This is a genomic window from Paenilisteria rustica (assembly GCF_013820765.1).
GTDB classification, from domain to species: domain Bacteria; phylum Bacillota; class Bacilli; order Lactobacillales; family Listeriaceae; genus Listeria_A; species Listeria_A rustica.
In genome coordinates this window covers 1-20749 of record NZ_JABJVM010000030.1, presented here as the reverse complement: position 1 = coordinate 20749, position 20749 = coordinate 1, and the positions used below count along the sequence as shown (strand labels likewise).

Annotated in this window: 16 protein-coding genes and 1 pseudogene; 4 read left to right on the top strand and 13 right to left on the bottom strand. The window is 39.3% G+C overall.

Annotation, left to right across the window (positions count from 1 at the left end; translation table 11 throughout):
- Positions 1-656: 656 nt before the first annotated feature.
- A complete protein-coding gene (locus tag HPK16_RS16170) occupies positions 657-854 on the bottom strand; it encodes a hypothetical protein (RefSeq protein ID WP_181677935.1) in 198 nt (65 codons plus the stop codon).
- A 149-nt stretch (positions 855-1003) separates the two neighbouring features.
- Here HPK16_RS16170 and HPK16_RS16165 point away from each other — a divergent pair, with 149 nt between their 5' ends.
- Complete coding sequence (locus tag HPK16_RS16165; protein ID WP_181677934.1) at positions 1004-1357, top strand: PTS lactose/cellobiose transporter subunit IIA; 354 nt, start codon at positions 1004-1006, stop codon at positions 1355-1357.
- A 73-nt stretch (positions 1358-1430) separates the two neighbouring features.
- Here HPK16_RS16165 and HPK16_RS16160 read toward each other — a convergent pair whose 3' ends face one another.
- Positions 1431-1739: a metal-sulfur cluster assembly factor gene (locus HPK16_RS16160; protein WP_036066843.1), complete on the bottom strand. Its 309-nt coding sequence runs from the start codon at positions 1737-1739 to the stop codon at positions 1431-1433.
- A 61-nt stretch (positions 1740-1800) separates the two neighbouring features.
- Positions 1801-2553 (bottom strand): esterase, encoded by a 753-nt coding sequence (gene yjfP / locus HPK16_RS16155; RefSeq protein WP_181677933.1) that lies wholly within the window; start codon positions 2551-2553, stop codon positions 1801-1803.
- Between the two features lie 161 nt (positions 2554-2714).
- On the opposite strand from yjfP, the gene HPK16_RS16150 reads away from it, so the two are divergent.
- A complete protein-coding gene (locus HPK16_RS16150; protein ID WP_181677932.1) occupies positions 2715-3524 on the top strand; it encodes a Cof-type HAD-IIB family hydrolase in 810 nt (269 codons plus the stop codon).
- A gap of 242 nt (positions 3525-3766) precedes the next feature.
- Here HPK16_RS16150 and HPK16_RS16145 read toward each other — a convergent pair whose 3' ends face one another.
- From HPK16_RS16145 to HPK16_RS16120, 6 genes are all read right to left on the bottom strand, one after another.
- The gene (locus HPK16_RS16145; protein WP_181677931.1) at positions 3767-4672 is read right to left on the bottom strand and encodes a YitT family protein; all 906 of its coding nucleotides are present in this window, start codon (positions 4670-4672) and stop codon (positions 3767-3769) included.
- Positions 4673-4706: 34 nt separating this feature from the next.
- Positions 4707-5066 carry a YisL family protein gene (locus tag HPK16_RS16140; RefSeq protein WP_181677930.1) on the bottom strand — a complete coding sequence of 120 codons (360 nt, stop codon included), beginning with the start codon at positions 5064-5066 and terminating at the stop codon, positions 4707-4709.
- A 24-nt stretch (positions 5067-5090) separates the two neighbouring features.
- Positions 5091-5951, bottom strand: a complete 861-nt coding sequence (locus tag HPK16_RS16135) for a fumarylacetoacetate hydrolase family protein (protein WP_181677929.1) — start codon at positions 5949-5951, stop codon at positions 5091-5093.
- 2 nt (positions 5952-5953) lie between these two features.
- A complete protein-coding gene (addA, locus tag HPK16_RS16130; RefSeq protein ID WP_181677928.1) occupies positions 5954-9679 on the bottom strand; it encodes a helicase-exonuclease AddAB subunit AddA in 3726 nt (1241 codons plus the stop codon).
- A complete protein-coding gene (gene addB, locus HPK16_RS16125) occupies positions 9676-13152 on the bottom strand; it encodes a helicase-exonuclease AddAB subunit AddB (protein ID WP_181677927.1) in 3477 nt (1158 codons plus the stop codon). Before addB ends, addA begins: the two co-directional genes overlap by 4 nt.
- A gap of 166 nt (positions 13153-13318) precedes the next feature.
- Positions 13319-13552, bottom strand: a complete 234-nt coding sequence (locus HPK16_RS16120; RefSeq protein ID WP_181677926.1) for an IDEAL domain-containing protein — start codon at positions 13550-13552, stop codon at positions 13319-13321.
- Positions 13553-13820: 268 nt separating this feature from the next.
- Between HPK16_RS16120 and HPK16_RS16115 the strand changes: the two genes are divergently transcribed.
- A complete protein-coding gene (locus HPK16_RS16115) occupies positions 13821-14474 on the top strand; it encodes a competence protein ComK (RefSeq protein WP_181677936.1) in 654 nt (217 codons plus the stop codon).
- 43 nt (positions 14475-14517) lie between these two features.
- On the opposite strand, the gene HPK16_RS16110 is transcribed toward HPK16_RS16115, so the two are convergent.
- From HPK16_RS16110 to HPK16_RS16095, 4 genes are all read right to left on the bottom strand, one after another.
- Positions 14518-14868 carry a helix-turn-helix domain-containing protein gene (locus HPK16_RS16110; protein ID WP_181677925.1) on the bottom strand — a complete coding sequence of 117 codons (351 nt, stop codon included), beginning with the start codon at positions 14866-14868 and terminating at the stop codon, positions 14518-14520.
- A 107-nt stretch (positions 14869-14975) separates the two neighbouring features.
- Positions 14976-16853 carry a PTS fructose transporter subunit IIABC gene (locus HPK16_RS16105; protein WP_181677924.1) on the bottom strand — a complete coding sequence of 626 codons (1878 nt, stop codon included), beginning with the start codon at positions 16851-16853 and terminating at the stop codon, positions 14976-14978.
- A 19-nt stretch (positions 16854-16872) separates the two neighbouring features.
- Positions 16873-17784: a 1-phosphofructokinase gene (pfkB, locus tag HPK16_RS16100; protein WP_181677923.1), complete on the bottom strand. Its 912-nt coding sequence runs from the start codon at positions 17782-17784 to the stop codon at positions 16873-16875.
- Positions 17781-18533, bottom strand: coding sequence for a DeoR/GlpR family DNA-binding transcription regulator (locus tag HPK16_RS16095; RefSeq protein WP_181677922.1), 753 nt, complete (start codon positions 18531-18533; stop codon positions 17781-17783). Before HPK16_RS16095 ends, pfkB begins: the two co-directional genes overlap by 4 nt.
- A gap of 846 nt (positions 18534-19379) precedes the next feature.
- Between HPK16_RS16095 and HPK16_RS16090 the strand changes: the two are divergent.
- A pseudogene (locus HPK16_RS16090) lies at positions 19380-20518 on the top strand (IS3 family transposase).
- Positions 20519-20749: the final 231 nt, after the last annotated feature.

Sequence of the window (20749 nt, the reverse complement as noted above, 5' to 3'; positions counted from 1 at the left end):
CGAGCCAAAATACTAGCACAACACTTTATCAAAGATTTTGACATCTCTGTAGGTTAAGAAAAGGCACGAGCTATTGACTCCCTAGCTCGCACCTTGATATTTCACCCCAACAATTGACATAGAGCCACAAAAAAAGGCCCAGTCAATTGACTAGGCAGGCCATCATGTTCGAATGTTTATGCTTAACGGGATGAGGCACAAACGAAAACTACATGGCAAATGAGATGAATGAAAACAAATAACGGTTATCGGTGCGAAATCATATGATAAACACAAGTGCTTAACATTTGGAAGATGGATACACCGAATTCCATTATAACCATGATAGGGTCTTATCCCCACAAAAATAAACAAGGTCTGTATACTTTTGTCGAAATAAGAACTCACACTAAATGCAAGGTATATATATATTCTACTTTTATTGAGAGAAAAAAGCAAGGGAACAAACTGTGTAATTTTTGTGACAAAAAAAATTGGTTTTACATCCTTTTATATGTGAAATGATGAAAAAAGCGCTTAATTAACTATTTTTTTAGCTATATCAAGGTATTGCACATAATTTCAGGTACAATTTTTCGCATTATGGAGCGAACAGATACGAACAAAATTTCAAAAAATAATTCCCCAATCAGATTAGGGAATCATCTTTCTTCTATTTAGTCTACTAGTTCTACAATCATATTACAAATAATTGCTACGATCGGGATTAGCGCAAACAATCCCCATGACCAATTACCTTTATGTGATCTCGTCGATTTCGCTTGCTCTAACTCATTTACTTGTTGGCGTAGACTCAACACTTCTAACTCTAAATCCTGTACTTTGTCCTCAAGATCATATAATCGTTCTTCCATGGATATCCCTCTTTTCGACCAGTTTGATAGTTATATTATATATCGAATTCGTGCACCATGTCATCGTACCATAGGCTGATTAACCTAATAATAGCAATTACTCGCACGCTTTGCTACAATAAGATAAATAGCTTAAATGAGGTGAAAAAATGGATATTCATACGGAAGAAGCCGTTGTAAAATTAATTCTTCATGGCGGAAACACGCGAAAAGAAGCCTATGCTGCTATTGCGGCCGCTGAAAACTATCATTTCGAAGAGGCAACATCTCATTTGCAAAAGGCAGAAGTACAGTTTTTAGAAGGACATGCTTGGCAAACCAAATTAGTTTCACGTCGAAGCTCAGATAATGATATAACGCCATCCTTTTTATTAGTCCACGGGCAAGATCATTTGATGACAGCGCAAGCCGAGCTTAACTTAGCCAAACAAATCGTTCGTCAATATGAGCGTCAGAGTGAACTCGAAGCACGCATCGCAAAATTAGAACAAGCAAACAACTAAAAAAGATACGATGATAAGTCTGCCTCATCCTAAATCGATGACGTCTAAACTTATCCGCGTATCTTTTTCTTTTTTATCGAATACCGAGTGCAATCTTAGCGTAACGCGACATCCGGTCTTTCGTCCAAGCCGGCGTCCACACAAGGTCAACCTTCGTATCTTTCACTTCTGGAATATCTGACATCGCTACACGTACTTGATCTGTCAAAACACCTGCAAGCGGGCATCCCATCGTTGTTAACGTCATCGTTACCGTACAAAGTCCGTCCTCATCCAAGTCCACATCGTAAACCAGACCAATATTGACAATATCAATGCCTAGCTCTGGATCAATTACTTGCTCTAACGCACCCATCAAATTATCTTTTAGTTCTGCATCCATGAAGTAGTAGCCTCCTTTTGATTTTCTCTCATTATTGTAACATAGTTGAGAACGATTTTCATTATAATTTTTCTTCTAAAAAGCCGACACCTGCAAGCATGCCCTCAATCGAGATTTTATGTTTTGCCTTTTCGTCCACCATGAAAGCCACATTATCCGACATATCTTCCTCAACCAGCGCCTCGTATAGCTTCTCACTATATTGGAACGGTACCACGTCATCCGCTTTCCCGTGCCAAATCATCAAAGGGCGATTTTTCAATTTTGTAGGTGCAGCACTCAAGTCATATGGCGCCAATTCACGAATCCGTGCATCCACATCAAATGGAAACTCGATGCCCTGCTTCATCACGCCATCCGCAAGCGCCTTCGCGAAATGACCATAGTACGAACTCCCCGCGAGGCACACACCCACTTTGAGCCAATCGTACTGCGCTAACATCCCATAACTCGTAATCGCCCCCATCGAAAAACCTCCGACAGCAAGTCTCGACAGATCAATTAAGCCCTCCGCATCTAAGGCGTCTCTTAACAAAGGCAATTCATCGATATTCCCACGAACCGTATCCCAAAAATAAATCGCCTGCTCTGTTTCCGACTCATTCCCGCTCCGCTCCCCATGCATCGGCGCATCCGGCAAAATGACACGCATCCCACGTTGCGCCAACAAATAAGCGTACGGTAAATATAATTCTTTTTGCGATTGAAAACCATGATAAAAAAAGACAGTTGGTAATTTCTCGGTCGCGTGCATTGCATCATAAATATGTAGGACCGGAATTTCTTTTATCCACTTATGTTCCACTTGAATCATTGGTAGGCCTCATTTCCATGTGATTTATTAACTTTCTGTAAAGCACTTAGGCGTTTACAAAGCGCGCCCGAACGTCTATCATGAAGGTATACTATCTATTCTATCACTTTATCAAAACGGGGACTAGATATACGAATTATGGAAAGAATGAGGAGACATATATGACAAAAAAATTAATCGTTCTCGACCTTGATGGAACCGCTCTAAAAGGCGATCAAACCATCTCGGATCGAACAAAAAAAGCGTTAGACAATGCGCGCGCGAAAGGCCACGAAGTCATGATTGCGACGGGGCGTCCTTACCGCATGAGCCATATGTATTATTATGAATTGGGCCTCGACACACCAATTGTGAATTTTAATGGTGCTGTATTTCATCACCCACGCGATATTAAATTCAGTAACGCTTACCACCAAGCAATTGACTTAAAAACAGCACGAGAACTACTCGATTTTTCGACGAATTATGCGCTTGATAATATTGCGGCGGAAGTGCAAGATAGTGTTTTTTTGCGCGAACGAAATGCTAGCGTGCCAGACATGTTCCAGCAGGGTAAAGATAATGTTTTCATCGGTGATTTGCGAAATACCATTACGTCAGATCCGACATCTTTACTATTCTTTGCGAGTCATGAAATGTTGCAAGAAGTCAGTGATCATATGGATACTCGCCTCTCAAACATCGTGACGTACCGCAACTGGGGTGCTGAATGGCCTGCAATGGAAATGACAAAATTCGGCGTTCACAAAGCGATTGGGGTTCAAGCAGCCAGCCGTTTCCTAGGCATCGATCGTAAAAATATCATTGCTTTTGGCGATGAGGATAACGATCTCGAAATGCTTGATTATGCCGGCGTTGGAGTTGCGATGGGTAATGCAATTGAGCCACTTAAAAATGTTGCGAATACAGTGACGCTATCCAATGAAGAAGATGGTATCGCAGTTTATTTAGAAGAAAATTTAGGCGTTTAAAATCTATATTATAGAAGGCTGACTCCATCAAATCACTGAGTCAGCCTTTTTCATATACCTAAATAATGATATAATAAAATTCTAGAAAGAAAAAAGGATGTGTTAGCTATATGTTAGCAATTATCATTATTATCTGCTGGTTCATCGCTTTCATGGCCGTATGGGCAATCATAAAAGCATCCACAAAAAAGCCAAAATAAGTCCACCATACACTCGGTGCGTGCTTATTTTGGCTTTTTTCATCATTGGTGCATTCTAGTCTTATACATCTCCATCGCCATTTTCTGATCAGCTTCTGAACGGAAATCTCCAAACACGCTAGCAGTCTCCACAACATTAATAAAGCATCGAGGATCAACTGCTTGAACAACATGCGTTAAATCATACAGCTCATATCGCGTAATCACAATCACAAGCATCGTCACGCTCTCTCTTGAATAGGCTCCAATCGCCTCCACAACTGTAATTCCGCGAAACATATTATCCTGAATCCCTTTAATCACATTTTCTGGATTCTGCGTCATAATCATCGCCGTAAGTTTCTGATGTCTCGTATGAATCGTATCAATCACTCGACTCGAAACATATAGCGAAATCAACGTATAAAGGGCAAACGTCCATTCATATGTAAAGCCAGCAATCAGAATAATAACGCCATTCATCAGCAAAAAATACTTTCCAAAAGAGCGCCCCGTCTTAATCGTAATATACATCGCGATAATATCAAGCCCTCCCGAAGAAATTCCGAATTTAAGCGCAAGACCAATCCCTACAGAAGAAATGACCCCACCAAAAATAGCATTCAACAAAATATCCGAAGAAACCTCTTGTACCGGTATGACAATCAAAAATAACGACATAAAAGCAACCGTAACAAAACTAAACACCGTAAACGCCCGGCCAACCTTAAACCAGCCCAACACCGCCACCGGTATGTTTAGCAGTAAGACAAGCAATCCCGTTGACAGACTAATCCCAATACCATCTTGTAATAAATCAGAAGTCAGCTGTGCAACCCCCGTCAAGCCACTTGCATAAACATGAGCAGGAATTAAGAAAAAATTCATTCCAATTGCATTAAGCAATGCCGCAAGCACCGCAATAAAAAATTTTTTCGTACCATCAATATAAATTTGCTGTTGATTCAACCCAATTTCCCACTTTCAAAAAAATTAAGCACGCTTAAAATAGCGGTCTTCCTCCAGATAAATAAAATCCTATACTCACTGTTGCGACTACACACACGATAAACAAGATGAAAAAGAGGTTCGATGGTTTCCCCTTTTTCCGATAGATAAGTAACATTTCTACAACACCAATTGTTGCTAATCCAAGCAATATTTTAAAAATAGATACAACAACATGTTCACTAAAACTATACTGCACCATCATAATACCGCTTAAAATAACCGTAATATAAAGTACCCGATTACACATTTGCATAATAGTAAAAACTTTTGCCGATTTCTTATAAATAAGCAACGCAACTAAGGTGAAAACAACAATACCAACCCATGAAATTAAATGAATATATAACCACATAAAAATTCCCCATTTCCCTTCTATTTACATAACTTGATTCTCTAATGTTCCAATACCTTCAATCGTAACCGTAACAGTATCTCCTTCATTTAAGAAGCGCGGTGGTTTCATTGCTTTACCAACCCCATCAGGCGTCCCCGTTGCGATAACATCCCCAGGCATAAGCGTATGGCCTTTAGACAAATCCGAAATAATCGTTGCAATAGGAAATATAAGCTGATCGAGCGTACCGTCCTGTCTCTTCTCCCCGTTCACCCACGTCTGAATCCGCAACGAGCCCGGATCAGCAATTTCATCCTTCGTAACCACATAAGGACCAATTGGACAGCTACCATCCAAGCTTTTCGCCAAATAAAATTGCTTATGTTTTACCTGTAAATCGCGCGCCGTCACATCATTCACAATCGTGTATCCAAAAATCGCATCCAAAGCCTCTGACTCCGAAATATTTGTCACTGCCTTGCCAATCACAACCGCAAGCTCCCCTTCATAATCAAGCTCACTAGTCACATCCGCATGTAAAGGAATCGTTCCTTTATGCCCAACCAGCGTATTACTACTTTTTGTAAAAATAATAATCGCCTCAGGAATATCCGCAACACTTCCCATTTCAATCGCATGTTTCCGATAATTCTTCCCAACCGCCATCACATTATTCGGTGGTATAATTGCCGGTAAAAACTGCACATCCTTACATGGAATTGCACCATGCATTGCTTCCTGCTGCTTCTCAATATGGACCAATTTCTCTGGTTGTGAAATAAGCTCCACCAATGTACGCGGGCATTCAGACTCTGCAAAAAACGCGCTAATATCAATGATTCTATCTCCCTTAACAATACCAAAGGACTCCCTACCATTAATTTTAAAGCTAATCCACTTCATTTCTAATTTCCCCCTATCAGCTCACAAACATGATCCCCATCAAAAAAGTATAAATAAACATGATCCACTTGTCTACCTTTAATTTTCTCAATTGCTTCTTTGTACATATCCATCTGAACCTGGTACCGCTTCTTTAAAATAGCCTCTCCCCCAACCCAGCCATTTTCAAATTTCCCAGTAACCTGATCTGTCTTGTAATCGATAATAATAAGCTGGTCATCAAGCTCTATCATAACGTCAATCATCCCTTGAACAATAATCTGTTCCGTTGTATCAACATCCGGGTGTATACGATTGGCAGGAATTTTGTAACTAAAGGGTACTTCCCTTAACACACAATCCCGATTCGCAAGCATCAATTGCCCCAGCTCCGTATCAAAAAAGTTCAATATAAAATCAACTTGTATCGTCGCCACTTGCTCCTCATTCATAACTTCCTTGGAAACAAGCTCATCAAGCAATGCCTCTATTGTTGTCGCAGTTGGCGCCGTCGCCAAAGAAAGGGCCTGCATCACGGTATGCATCGCCGTCCCTTGCTCCGTTGCCGTCAACTTCTTCTCTTGTAAAAACTTAGGCCTATCAAATGACACTGGTTGCGTACTTCTTGTAAATCGCGTATCACTAAAGCTATCCGCAACCGAAAACTGACGCTTCACCTCTGTCACTGATTGCTTAGAACGAATTCCAGTTTCTTCTATATAACCATATTGAAATGAAAGACGCTCTTGAATCTGTTCAAAATACGGCGATTGCTCTACCGCACTCTTCCCATTCTTCACTATATCCAACCAGCTCAAGTCCTGCTTAGCATCCACATCCACCGTTAAAAACTCCTGGTAATTATGTTTCTCAAATAAAAGTCGCATATTGGTAGGCAACCGAACTGTCCCCGAACTATTTCCACTCCCCATCTGCTCCATATAATTGGGATGCCTCACGAAAGCACTACCCACCCACTGCAAATAATTTTTCGCCTGAAACCTAACACTTGCTGGTAATATCCACTCCGTCTCTACCAAGTTTTGCTCCCATTCTGCAACAGACTTCTCAAGGCTCGGTACCGTCCCAACCAATATTAATTTCTCCTCAGCACGAGTTAACGCTACATATAGAACTCGCATCTCCTCCGCCATCATCTCAGCAACCTTTTTATACTTTATTGCCTGTTGCATAATTGATGGATAAACTAAGCGCCTCACAGGATCATTATACCTCGTGGCAAACCCAAAGTCTTTATCAAACAAATATTTATTATAAATATCCCGCATATTAAATTTGCGATCCAATCCAGATAAAAATACGACAGGAAACTCCAGCCCCTTGCTCGCATGAATCGTCATCATTCGGACTACATCTTCCTTCTCACCCAACGTTTTGGCAGTTCCTAAATCCTGCCCCTTTACTTGCAACCTCTCCACAAATCGAATAAACCGAAACAACCCACGAAATGCTGTCTTCTCATACTGATTAGCACGATCCAACAACGCCCGTAAATTAGCTTGCCTCTGCTTTCCACCTGGCAACCCACCAACGAAATCATAAAAATGCGTCTCTTGGAAAATTTCCGCTATCAAATCTGTCAAATCTTCACGCATAGATAATTCCCGCCACTTGCTTAATTGCCGTAAAAAAGCCTGCAACTGCGAGGCTAATTCCCCTGATTCAGAAAGTGCATACTTCTCCAGCGCTTCAAAATACGGCTTATTTTTTCCAATAGTTCGGATTCTAGCCAATGAGTCCTCGTCCAAATTAACAATAGGCGAGCGCAATACGGATGCAAGCGGAATATCTTGATACGGATTATCAATAATTTTGAGCAGAGATATCATAATAGCAACCTCCGTCGCCTCAAAATACCCAGAATTATTATTGGCATAGAAGGGAATATCCAATTCCTTCATCGCATCCTCCATATCAGGCGCACTTGTCAACGCCCTCGATAAAATAACGATATCCCGATACTCCATCGGACGTTGTTGTTTCAACCCTTTATCAAAAACTGGTGTCTTCTCATCAATTAATCTAGCAATCCGCTTCGCAATATAACGCGCCTCGGCTTGCCTTTTTTGCAGTTTTTCAGGAGTCAGCTCATCCTCCTCATCAGATTTTTCATCCTGCTCCATATCAATCAAAATAAGCTCTGTCTGCGTATTATCCGATTCTGGAAAACGAGCCCCTAAAACCAGTTCTGCCTGTTCATCGTACTCGATTTCGGCAACTTCCGTATCCATCAATTGATTAAAAATAAAATTCGTCGTATCCAGTACATCCGAACGACTTCTAAAATTCTGAGACAAATCAATTTTCAATCCAGTTCCATCACCAGTCCCCAAATAACGTTTATACTTCGCTAAAAACAAACCAGGTTCCGCTAACCGAAAACGATAAATAGATTGCTTCACATCCCCAACCATAAATAAATTACCATTTGCCTCCGTATCCGCCGTCACCAAAGACAATATCCGCTCCTGTACCATATTTGTATCCTGGTATTCATCAATCAAAACCTCTTTAAATTTCTCTTGATATCCCAATGCAGCGCTAGATGGCGCTCCTTCCTGCTCAGGGTCACTTAAAACACGTAACGCCAAATGCTCTAGATCATTAAAATCCAGCATCCCCCGCGAAACTTTCTCCTTATAAAAGCGAATAGCAAACTCTTTCGTAAGCTCAATCAAAGTCACGATCGTAGGCTTCATTTTTAGCAAATCTGAAATATAATGAACATCATCTCGCGAAAACCACTCACTTCCTGCTTCTGTCACCGTCTTCTTCGCCTGGTCACGAAGCTTCTTCACTTGATTCACCATGACCTCATCATACAGTTCTTTATCTTTCAAAGTAGCAATCCGCTGAAATTTAACAGATTTCCAAGCACTCGTCAACTGCTCCCAATCCTGATGCAGTGCTTGCATCAAATATTTAATCTGTTCCAAATCACTCTCAAGCGTCACTAAATACGGCTCTGGTCCAGCCGACTCATTACATAAGAAAATCGCATGCTTCAAAAAATGCTCTGCCTGCCGCAACGTCATCGCCAATTGCTTCTCAATAATCGTATAAAATGGCAACACAGTAACATCCGTTACATCTTCAACAGCATAGTTAGCAACAATCTCATCCAGCCAAGCTTCTGGTTCAGGATGCGCTCTTGAAAAATCATAAAGTGCCCCAACAACCTGCCCAATATCATCATCTGAACGGTCACCAGAAAAAGTATCCACTAACTCAAAAAATGCGATATTCTCGGCATTTCCGTAATGCTCCTCCAATAGTTTATCCATCACTTCATCACGTACCATCGCACTTTCAATCGGTTCAATCAACCGAAATTCTGGATCAATATCCGCTAAATAATAATATTTTTTTATGACATCTAAACAAAATGAATGCAAGGTCGAGATAGAAGCATAATTAAGCAAAGCTATTTGCCGCTTCAAGTGTGAAGAGGACTCATCCTCCAATAAAGCCTTCTCCACAGCCTTACCAATTCTCGCCTTCATCTCAGCAGCAGAAGCGTTCGTAAATGTCACAATGAGCAACTGATCCACATCTATCGGTTCATCAGGATCCACAATTTTCTCAATGACCCGATTCACTAAAACAGCCGTCTTCCCTGATCCAGCCGCCGCGGCAACAAGAACATTCTGCCCACTCGCATAAATCGCCTTCCACTGATCATCTGTCCACGTAACATGCTCTGGCTTTATCGGAATTTCCCTCTTCATTCTTGCCCCTCCTCACGCATCTTTCTTAAAATATCTTCCCTACTTTGATTCTCTAATTTACGATATTGATTGTTTTCAAGTGATGCATCAAACTGACAAACCGACCGAAACGCACAGAGTTGACAAGGCGTACGCTCCTTCAACTTATAAGGATTAATCGCTACCTCCCCATCAATAATTTTATTTCCCGCCTTCGTATACTGGTGGCGAACATACTCGCGCATCGTCTCAAACTCCGCCCTTGTTGCAGTGGCCGAATGCGCATTAAAATTCCCATCCTTTTTCAATCCAGTAGGTATCACAGAAGAAGTTTTTCCAGCCTCAAGTTCCGTATCCATAAGTGATACTGCCAATGCATCATCCAGCACTAACCCCTTCATCCGAAAACTCTTCAATAACTCCTTCTCAAGCTCTGTTTCCGTTAATTCCTTATCCGCATTAATAAGCGGATTATGCATATGAAAATATAGCACTCCTGCCGGCTCTGTAACTTTCCCAATAAGTTTAGCTGAATTCTCCACAACAATATCTAAATACGTCAACATCTGTAAAGCCAATCCATAATAAACTTCCGTCATCGGTAAATCATGCGAACTTGACTTATAATCAATAATTCTTAAAAATGTACGCTCATCCTGCTCTGCCTCATCAATTCTATCAATCCGTCCCTGCAGTATAAGCTCACGTCCACCATTAAGTGGCAATTTCAAAGGAGGTATTTCGCCCTTCACCCCAAAATCAACCTCTAATCCAACCGGCTTAAACCGACTAATTTTAGCTTGCTCGTTCAGCACACGAGTAGCCCTAATAATAATATTCAAAAGCTTATATTGAATATATTCTAATCGCTTCGTACTAAGTAAAATTTCATGTTGCAACTTAGGTGCCAAATACTTCATAGCAAGCGTCGCAAGCTCCATACATTGCTCCACAGATAATTGTCCCCACTCCAAATTATTTTCCCGAAGTTTTGCTGATATCCATTCCATCGCCCCATGAAATATCTCACCAATATCCACAGATTGCAGTTTGAAATGAGCCCGCTCCTCTAGTTTCAAACCATGTTGCGCAAAATGTTGGAAATGACAACTATAAAAACGTTCCATTCTCGAAACACTTGCATGAATATTCTCACCAAACAAAGTAGTTGCAACTTCTTCTGAAATATTTTTAGCCTTATTTTGATAAAATAAACTTTCTAAAATCTGTAGAGCTCGGCTTCTCCATTCCACGTCTGTTTGGAAAAATGTATAGACATCCCACCAAACTTGTGACATTGGATAACCTTTCTTCTTGTACTGCATTTGGGCAGTTAAAAGCGCTATAGCCGACTTAGGTGTAGATACATAAGACGCTTGCTCGGAGTCACTCAATAAAGAAGGATCGCTCAAATAAAGCCCTCTCTTAACCTCTGGAAAAATAGTTTCAATCCGCCTAATATAATTTGATTCAGACAATTCCTTTCCATTCTCATCTGCATTAGGAAAACTAATAAATAAATGCTCTGAAGGCAGTGTAAATAAGCGATAGGCAAGAAAATCTTCACTTGAAAGCATGCTCTTACCGCTAGGTCGAACAGCTATTCCCGATTGATTTAGATACTCCCTGTCTTCATCTGATAAAATGCCACTCTCCGTTTTCTTCATTGGCAAAACACCATCATTAATACCCACCGCAAAAATAATTTTCATATTCAGCAATCTTGAACTATCCATATCGGTTATGATTAATTGATCCAAAGAGGGTGGTAACAAAGCAAAATCCAAAGCATCTAATCCTGTATTTATAATATCAAAGAAAATATCAAGCGATAGTTCCTCATCTCCCATAACCTCTACAAACTCGTCTAGCAAGGCAATAACAGACTTCCACGCCTGTTCATGTTCTTTTGCTAACTCAAGCTCATCCATCTCCTCCGCGCGTTTACGCCACATATCTAGCCGCCTATCCACCTGTACATCCAACATAAATTCAAAAAGTGCACTCGCCAGTTCCACACCATTGTTAGCAGCCTTCAATCGCGTCTCTAAAATCAGTAGTGGGGCTTTTATTTGCTCCCTTACTTCGTTAATCGTTGCCTCTTTCGTCTTTTCATCATCCGTCTGCACACCTTGGTTCAAATCCAAGCCGCGAATTTTTCGATACCCCCAAGGCCGCTTATCCATCCACCTGCGTTTATTATAAATACCATTCTCTAATATATAATTCTCAAAAATATCTACCTTTCCACGATAGGCGCTACTGCTAACATCTAAGGGAAAGAAGAATTCTGTTCTAACAGCCTGAAAAATCGCCTCATACTGCCAATTAGTCCGAATCACATCTAAGCTAGAACGAAGAAATTCAACCATAGGATGATTAGCCATCGTTCGTTTCTTATCGATAAAATAAGGGATATCATTCGCACTCAAAGAAGCTTTCAAAATTGTCTCGTATACCTCTGTATTTCGAAGCAAAATAGCCATATCTCGATAACGGTACCCCTCTGCCACCAACGCCCTGACGCGCCTTGCAACACCCTCAATTTCCGCCCGTCGATTATTCGCCTCATCTACAGAAAGACTTGGCGTAGCGCCCTCAAATGGCGTCACAGAAAACTCGCCCCAACTTGCTTGTAGGTAAGCTAAATCACTATTTCGAAAGCGTGTATTTTCTTTTAAAGTGATATCTGGCAACACATCGCAAGCTTTGTTCTGCGCGATTTCTTTTAACTTAGCATATGTCGTCCCTGTCAATTGAAATAAATTATACGCTTGCAAAGTATTCATGCTGTAAGCTTTATCCAATGTCAGTGTAATCGTCACATTTTTACAAACACTAAGTATTTCACCTAAAATCAAGTACTCCTGCGGCGAAAATTCATGAAACCCATCAATAAAAATCTCACTCTCCGCTAAAAAGCCACTACTCAAAATTGCATCAGCAAGTAGTCTCAAATAATCCTCATTCTCTAAATATTTCCCAGCCAATACTCTCTCATAGGCCTCATAAAGCACTGCTATATCTGCCATTTTATTATTCAAATCTGCACTAGCCTGACTATCAAACCCCTGCAATTGTTCTTGCTCAACACAAAACTGTTTCATCTCTTTAAAAACCAGCTCTAGCTCCTTAATAAAGCCCCTTTTCGAAGCATTCCGTCCAAAAAGCTGTAACTCCTCTTCTTTCTCAATCATTATTTTGCGAATGACCATTTCTAACCCCGAATCCGTCAAAAAAGTCCTAGCAAGTCCACCACTTTCCTGTAGAATCCGCCAAGCCAAACGATTGAAGCTAAAAATCTGCGCATCTAATAATCCCGCAATTTCCTCCCGTTCAAAAAATACCGTCTCCGTTTGTAAAGTCATCTGATCTGGAACTAAGAAAATACAATTATGCTTCTCTTTTCTGCCACTAATTTTCTCCGCCAGCATATCCATGATTAATGTCGTTTTCCCAGTACCCGCGCGCCCTATAATAAATTGTAAACTCATTCCTCCACCACCGAACGTATGTTTGTTTTATATCATAACACATATTATCCAACTAGACCATACTTATTTTAAAATCCTAATTTCAGTCTATCACTATAATCGAATTTCAACAAATAACACATGAAAAAACTAGAGCCACTTTGACCCTAGTTCTCACCTCATTTATTTAAAAAGCAAGCATTTCCTGCTGCATTCCGTTTAATTTCTCTGTCAAAAGATAAAATTTCTCTTTGTCATTATTGTCTAAAGCCTTATCGATTTCATCTTTCAATTGTTGCATCCGATGTTCATCAAGGAGCATTGTCATGTAGCACTCAATAAATGTATTCACTAACTCTTTTTCTCCTTTTAGAACTCCAACTTGATTAACTAATGAACTTGAAAAATCTCGCATTTCCATGACTGATCACTCCTTCTTAATTTTTTATTGCCGCAATGAAAAAATAGGAATAAGGGGTTAAAAAGTCATATTCTTTATAAAAATAGAATTTTTAGAAAAAATAGTGACTTCGAGAATTAGCTGTGCTATACTCAAGCTAGCAAATGAGATGAACCATAGACAGATAGCTTCAAAGTAGATGTACCTAAGATTTTCCAAAAACAAACCGGATATTCCATAACCTTAACTCGGTGCATTTACACTACTTATATACATCAAAAGGAGTGACATTATGTCGAAGAAAATGAAAACGCCAGTGTATGAGGTCAATCCCCATACCATGATAATCCTGCCTCTAAAAACAAAGTCAGGGGTTCAATCAGAAGTCTTTGAATTAAACGATCATCGTATATCTAGTTTTACCCCATTATTTCTAATTAAAACAAGCTGCCAATATTTTGGCTCTAGTTATGAAGGACGAAGAGAAGGGACACGCTTCTTGACCGGCGTCACACACAAACCACCAATTATGATTGATCCTGTTAGTTTCACGTATGCATTTCCAACAACCTCAGCCGGAAGAGACGATTGTATTTGGATTTTTCCACAACACATCTCAGAATATTACGATTCTAATTATAATTGCACAACAATCCGATTCAATAATAAGCAAAAAATAAAAATATCTGTATCTTTTGCTACATTTAATAACCAAATGGCTAGAGTTTCTATGTTACACATGAAATTTTCCCAAAAAATGCGTAGTGTAGAAACGGAGTACCCATACTCCAATCTCTTATTCCCGCCTATCTCTTTAGCAGCTGAGAATAGAGAGCCTTACAATCTTGAAGAAATAAGCGAGGTCAACGAACATTTTATTGACTTCAGTTACCCAGATATTCCACAGCAAAAAAAGAATAAAAAAAACAAAGAAGATCAATAAAAAACGAGGCAGTCACTTTTTTCCGGTTTGTGACTGCCTTAAATTAAATATTTCGATTTCCTAAAGCCTCTGAAATTCTTTTCAAAAGCAATAATTCATCTTCCGAATAGGAGTAGGGTAATTCTAAGTACCATTTTTCCAATTCAGGATTTCCGATTAAAGGAAAAGCATTCACCGAATTTTTCTCCCTAAGACCAGCCACATCATCCAATAAGAAGTCTGTTGTTGTGCCTAATTCATCTGCCAACTTCGCAAGAATAAATATAGGTGGTCGGTGATTATCATTCTCATACTTGCTAATTGTAGAAGATGTTACACCGATTCTCTCTGCTAACTGCTTCTGTGTCAATCGATGTTTCTTTCGAAGCGATATTAGTTTTTCTCCAAAGTCCATACCCTCACCCCTTCCTATACATTCATTATAGCAATGAATGAGAGTTATTTCGACTATTAGTGCATATCAAAGAAAAACCACCCTATTACTAGAGCAGTTTTTTTCTATTATTTCGCTTTCTTCCAAAAACCATATATCAATCCAGAAATGACTGTACCAATAAGGATTGACAACAAGAACAACATAGGATGATTTGCTAGTCCTACAACAAATATCCCTCCATGCGGTGCAGGAACATTAATTTGCCAAAACTGCGTTAACCCTCCAGCAATTGCTGAACCTAGAACACACGATGTAATAACTCGCAACGGATCTGCTGCTGCGAAAGGAATAGCCCCTTCTGTTATGAATGACAATCCTAACACATAGTTTGTCAAACCAGCTTGCCGCTCATCGGATGTAAATTTATTTTTAAATATCGTCGTAGCCATCGCAATAGCAAGTGGTGGAACCATCCCACCAGCCATTACAGCTGCCATAAATGCACCATCAGTATTACCAGTCGTTGTAAATACACCAATTGCAAAGGTATAGGCTGCCTTATTAAATGGACCACCCATATCAATAGCCATCATTCCGCCCAACACTGTCCCTAAGATGACCGCGTTTGCTGTCCCTAATGACTGAAGTTGGTCCACTAAGAACTCATTAATTGTCGCAAAAATAGGATCAAAGATGAAGTACATTAATCCCCCTGTAATAAGTAATCCTAGTACAGGATAAATTAAAATAGGCTTTAAACCTTCCAAAGTTTTAGGCATTTTAGAAAAGAGGATTTTCAAACCAAGCACGACATAACCCGCTAAGAACCCGGCTAGTAATCCACCTAAAAAACCTGCATCTGATGTCGCTGCTAACAAACCACCAACCATACCTGGCATTAAACCAGGACGATCGGCAATACTCATCGCAATGAAACCAGCTAGTATCGGAATAAGGAACATAAAGGCACCAGTTTCTCCACCACTAATCGCACCCAACATATCTGTGAAAGTTTTAGCACTCGGGAAATACTGTTCTAGCAAGAAAGAAAATGCTAAGAGGATACCTCCACCAACAACAAATGGTAGCATGTGTGAAATACCATTCATCAAATCTTTATAAATACGACTTCCAATTGAAACTTTTTGACCAGCCCCAGCAGAGCTATCTTTTTCACCACTATGATGATATACAGGAGCTTCTTTTGCAATCGCCTTATTAATAAGCTCTTCTGGTTTTCTAATGCCATCACTCACAGGCGTTTCTAGAACATGCTTACCGTCAAATCTAGCCATTTCTACTTTTTTATCCGCAGCAACGATAACACCATTGGCACGTTCAATCTCATCACCTGTCAATTTATTTTTTGCGCCATCCGAGCCATTTGTCTCTACCCGAATATCAACACCCATCTCTTTTGCCTTATTTTTGAGCGCATCCTCAGCCATGTAAGTATGTGCGATACCTGTAGGGCAAGCTGTTACTGCAACTACAAAGGGCTTACCCTGAGAAACATCGCTGTTTGCAATTCCATCAGTCGCTTCTTTTTCTCCTTGCGCCTCATCAAATAAAGCTGTTACTTCTTCAGTAGACGTTGCACCACGTAATTTCCCAACAAAATCTGGATGGATAAGTAAGCGCGATAAAGCAGCAAGTGTTTCTAAATGTGTCTGATTCGCCCCATCAGTTGCCGCAATCATAAAGAATAAAAACGCAGGTTGTCCATCTAATGATTCATAATCTAATCCAACTTCACTTTTAGCAAATACTACTGTTGGTGTGTTTACTGCCTTTGTTTTAGCATGAGGCATTGCAATACCATCACCTATCGCGGTAGAACTTTCTTGCTCACGCTTCATAATTTCCTTTTTAAAAAGGGACACATCATTAATTTTTCCCTTTTCAGCAAGTTTTGCAATCATCTCATCGATTGCCGCCTCTTTTGTCGTTGCTTTCAAGGAAAGTATCATCGTATCTTGACTCATAATATCAGTTATTTTCATAATGTAAGCCTCCCAATTATCATATCTCTGAAATTTTAACTTCTGGAATTAATTTTTGAATAGCATCATTTGTCGCCAAATCAGTAGAAAAAGCGGTCGCACTACCAGTAGCTACTGCAACTTGGAATGCTTTTAGAACATCCCTAGTCTCCGTATAAGTACCAATAAAACCACCAATCATAGAATCCCCTGCACCAACAGAATTTTTCACTTGTCCAATCGGAGTATTAGATTGATACACCTTATCCTCTACAAAAAGCAAGGCCCCATCGCCAGCAAGCGATACAATCACATGCTTAGCCCCTAGCTCTAAACACTTTTTACCATAAATAACAATATCCTCTATACCATTGAGCTCTACCCCAAATAACTCAGCCAGCTCATGATGATTCGGTTTAATAAGGAATGGTCCCCTACTTAAAGTATCCAACAAACTAGTCCCAGTCGTATCAATCATAAACTCTATCTCCTTGGCTTCACACTTTGCGATGATCCTATTATAAAAATCAGAACCTAGAGAAGGTGGAATACTGCCAGATAGAACCACAATATCTCCTTTTTTCATAGCATCAAATTGCTGAAAAAAAGCTACAACTTCAGCAGAGCTAATAGTTGGCCCAGTTCCATTTATTTCAGTTTCCTCACCATGCTTCAACTTAACATTAATTCGTGTATCATCTGCAATATGTGTGAACCTATTTGTACTCCCCTCGTTCTCCAACCACTGCTGAATAAAATTGCCCGTGAAACCACCTAAAAATCCCAAAGCACAATTATCGACCCTCAATTGATTAAGTATCCTAGAAACATTGACTCCTTTGCCTCCAGGTAGTTTAATACTAGTTTTCATTCGGTTTAAGTGACCTAATGCAAGATCATCAACCTCCACAATATAATCAATCGACGGATTCAATGTCACTGTATAAATCAATCTAGCACCTCCATAACACTTGTTTTTTTCATCAAGCTTAACTTTTCTTCCTCATTCATACCATTAGTAATCAGCACGGCCTCTTCCAAATCAAACATTTTAGCAAAATGACTATGATGCAACTTAGAGGTGTCAGCCACAATAAACGTTTCATCAGAAAGCTCCATAGATCGACGCTTTAATAAAGCTTCCTCCATATCCGGCGTTGTATATCCATCTGTCATATGGATACCATTAGCCCCAATAAAAGCCTTATCAAATCGATAATTCATGATATTATCTAAAGCAATACCTCCAATAATAGCTTTTGTTTTCGCTTTCATTTTCCCACCTAAAATATACGCATTCAAATCCAAATTAACAAGTTCTTCCACATGCATCAAACCATTAGTAACCACCGTAATATCACGACCGACCAAAAAGTCAATCATCTCAAATGTAGTGGAACCCGCATCCAAGTATATACAATCTCCATCAACAACAGTTGAAGCTGCCAATCTAGCAATTCGCTTCTTTTCTTGAACGTTTCTGACTGATTTCTCTAGCATGCTCATCTCAATCGTTCTAGATTGATTAAGTATTGCACCCCCATGTACTCTCTTCAACACCCCTAAATTTTCTAATTCAGCTAAATCGCGACGTATTGTAGATTCTGAAGAATCAGATACTTCGATTAGATTCTTTAATTTAACAGTACCTTTACGCTTCAAAAGGTCCATTATGAGTTTATGTCTCTCTGCATTCAGCATAGAATCCCTCCGTTCTTCAAAAGAATACCACCATATACGTCCAAAGTCAATCAAAATCATCCAAAACAAATCATTGAATAAGCATAAATAATCTTTAGTCCTCTATTTTGAAATATTATCCTCTTTAAAGATATTTTATATACATGACTTTACTCTCGTTTTTTCTATGTATCTTAAATCTTTGTATTGTATGCAACATAGAATAAGAAAACATGTATGATATTTTACGTTAATCTCTGCTTGAATGGATTTGGAAGGTTACTTTTTAACCAATATATTCACACTTTATAATGTGCTAGTAAATAAAGATGCCACACCGTGTTTTTTATCCATAAAATAACAACAAAAACTCCATATTTTATATGTGATTTCTCCCAAATATGTCGAATACATGTCCTTCCTCCGCCGCAAATAATCAATCTGAGAACATATAAATTATAAGTTACAGAGTATTATTTTAAAAAAATGATTTTTATAACTATTAATTTTTGAATATAGAACATTGAATAAATCTAAATATTTAATTTTTTTATATGTTAGGCTCTAGTATATTCTACAACATTACTACCTGAATCGTATAATTATGCAGGACACAAAAAGTGGAATCGTATGATGCACTCTATGAAACCGACCAAAGCTCACAAAGGAATCTATCAAACATTTCTTATCACGATCTTACCAGAGTTGTAAGGAAGCCTATGCTAGCTGGTCGGACACCAGATACCATCGCTAGCACAATGATACCAAACCTTTTCCATGTTCAATGAAAAACATATATCGTATGTTTTCCAAATGAGGGGCTTTATAATAATAGATATTATAAAGAAGTAAAGGATGGAGTTTACAATGACAAAAAGAACGACGCGCACCTTCACATCCGAATTTAAAAAACAAATAATTCAATTGCATGCGGCGGGAAAATCAAGAAAAGATATTCTAATCGATTACGATCTTGCTCCCTCGGTCTGACCGCTGGAGAAGAGAATACAACAAGTCAGGTTCTTTCTTAACGAATGACAACAAGACAGCGGAACAAAAAGAAATAGAAGCTTTACGTAAACAACTTGCCCAGAAAGAGATGGAAGTTGATATTTTAAAGCAAGCGGCGCTGATATTCGGACGAAAATCCAAGTAATCCAGCAAAACAAACACAAATATCCAATAGCAGCGATGTGCCGTATTTTAGGTGTTTCAAGGAGCACGTATTACTATCAAGCCAAGTCGAAAAAATCAGAAGCTAATTTAGAGCAGGCGGTTATAGAGGAATTTCATAAAAACCGCAAGAATTATGGCACGCGCAAATTAAAAGTAACCCTTTTGGGCTTTACTGTTTCCAGATGCAAAATTGCAGCTATCATGCGAAAATTTGTCCTTATTTCCAATTATACCAAGGCCATTTTTAAATAACACAAAGCCAAGGTGAACGAAGCACCTGTGGTCAATGAATTAGGGCGTCAATTTGAACAAGGTGAGGCACGTAAAGTCATTGTCCCGGATTTAACCTATGTTAGAGTAGGTGGGAAATGGCATTATGTTTGTTTTATTCTAGACTTATTTAATCGTGAAATTATTGGACACAGCGCAGGAACGAATAAAACAGCCGATTTGTTGAAGGAGGCCATCTACCAGATTCCTTCTACCAGATTCCTTTTCCACTTTTCAACGTCCAGCTTTTTCATACAGATCGCGGAAGCGAATTTGATAATAAGGCCATTGATGAGATTCTAGATACCTTTGAAATAGGACGTTCTCTTAGCAATAAAGGTTGCCCATATGACAACGCAGTCGCTGAAAGTACGTATAAATCATTCAAGAAAGAATTTGTGTATCCGAACAAGTTTCAAACATTGAATCAATTAAAAGTATAGTTGTTAGATTATGTGAACTGGTGGAACCATATCCGTCTCCATGGCACACTAAATTACCAAAGCCCCGTTAGTTTTCGCATCGCGAAATCCGTTGAAAACATCGGTTTCTTCGCTTAATGAAGAAAGATAGGCTGTCACTTACATTTAAGACAACTTGTTCATTCTGTTCAAAAAAGGGTTGCCATTCCAATTTCACCCCAACAATTGACATAGAGCCGATATTTCGGTTCTATAATAAATGTTGGGGTAGAAATTAATCTGCCTCAACATTTTTTTGTTCTCATTTCAAGACAAAAAAATACACAGTAATATCAACATCCGTTAAGATAAAAGTGACGAAACCCAATC

Bases quoted from the DNA above. Each gene is read 5' to 3' on its own strand.
- addB (WP_181677927.1), bottom strand. From the start codon at position 13,152: ATGAGTTTACAATTTATTATAGGGCGCGCGGGTACTGGGAAAACGACA.
- HPK16_RS16150 (WP_181677932.1), top strand. From the start codon at position 2,715: ATGACAAAAAAATTAATCGTTCTCGACCTTGATGGAACCGCTCTAAAA.
- HPK16_RS16170 (WP_181677935.1), bottom strand. From the start codon at position 854: ATGGAAGAACGATTATATGATCTTGAGGACAAAGTACAGGATTTAGAG.
- HPK16_RS16135 (WP_181677929.1), bottom strand. From the start codon at position 5,951: ATGAAGTGGATTAGCTTTAAAATTAATGGTAGGGAGTCCTTTGGTATT.
- HPK16_RS16110 (WP_181677925.1), bottom strand. From the start codon at position 14,868: ATGGACTTTGGAGAAAAACTAATATCGCTTCGAAAGAAACATCGATTG.
- HPK16_RS16160 (WP_036066843.1), bottom strand. From the start codon at position 1,739: ATGGATGCAGAACTAAAAGATAATTTGATGGGTGCGTTAGAGCAAGTA.
- HPK16_RS16105 (WP_181677924.1), bottom strand. From the start codon at position 16,853: ATGAAAATAACTGATATTATGAGTCAAGATACGATGATACTTTCCTTG.
- HPK16_RS16095 (WP_181677922.1), bottom strand. From the start codon at position 18,533: ATGCTGAATGCAGAGAGACATAAACTCATAATGGACCTTTTGAAGCGT.
- HPK16_RS16165 (WP_181677934.1), top strand. From the start codon at position 1,004: ATGGATATTCATACGGAAGAAGCCGTTGTAAAATTAATTCTTCATGGC.
- HPK16_RS16120 (WP_181677926.1), bottom strand. From the start codon at position 13,552: ATGGAAATGCGAGATTTTTCAAGTTCATTAGTTAATCAAGTTGGAGTT.
- HPK16_RS16140 (WP_181677930.1), bottom strand. From the start codon at position 5,066: ATGTGGTTATATATTCATTTAATTTCATGGGTTGGTATTGTTGTTTTC.
- yjfP (WP_181677933.1), bottom strand. From the start codon at position 2,553: ATGATTCAAGTGGAACATAAGTGGATAAAAGAAATTCCGGTCCTACAT.
- addA (WP_181677928.1), bottom strand. From the start codon at position 9,679: ATGAAGAGGGAAATTCCGATAAAGCCAGAGCATGTTACGTGGACAGAT.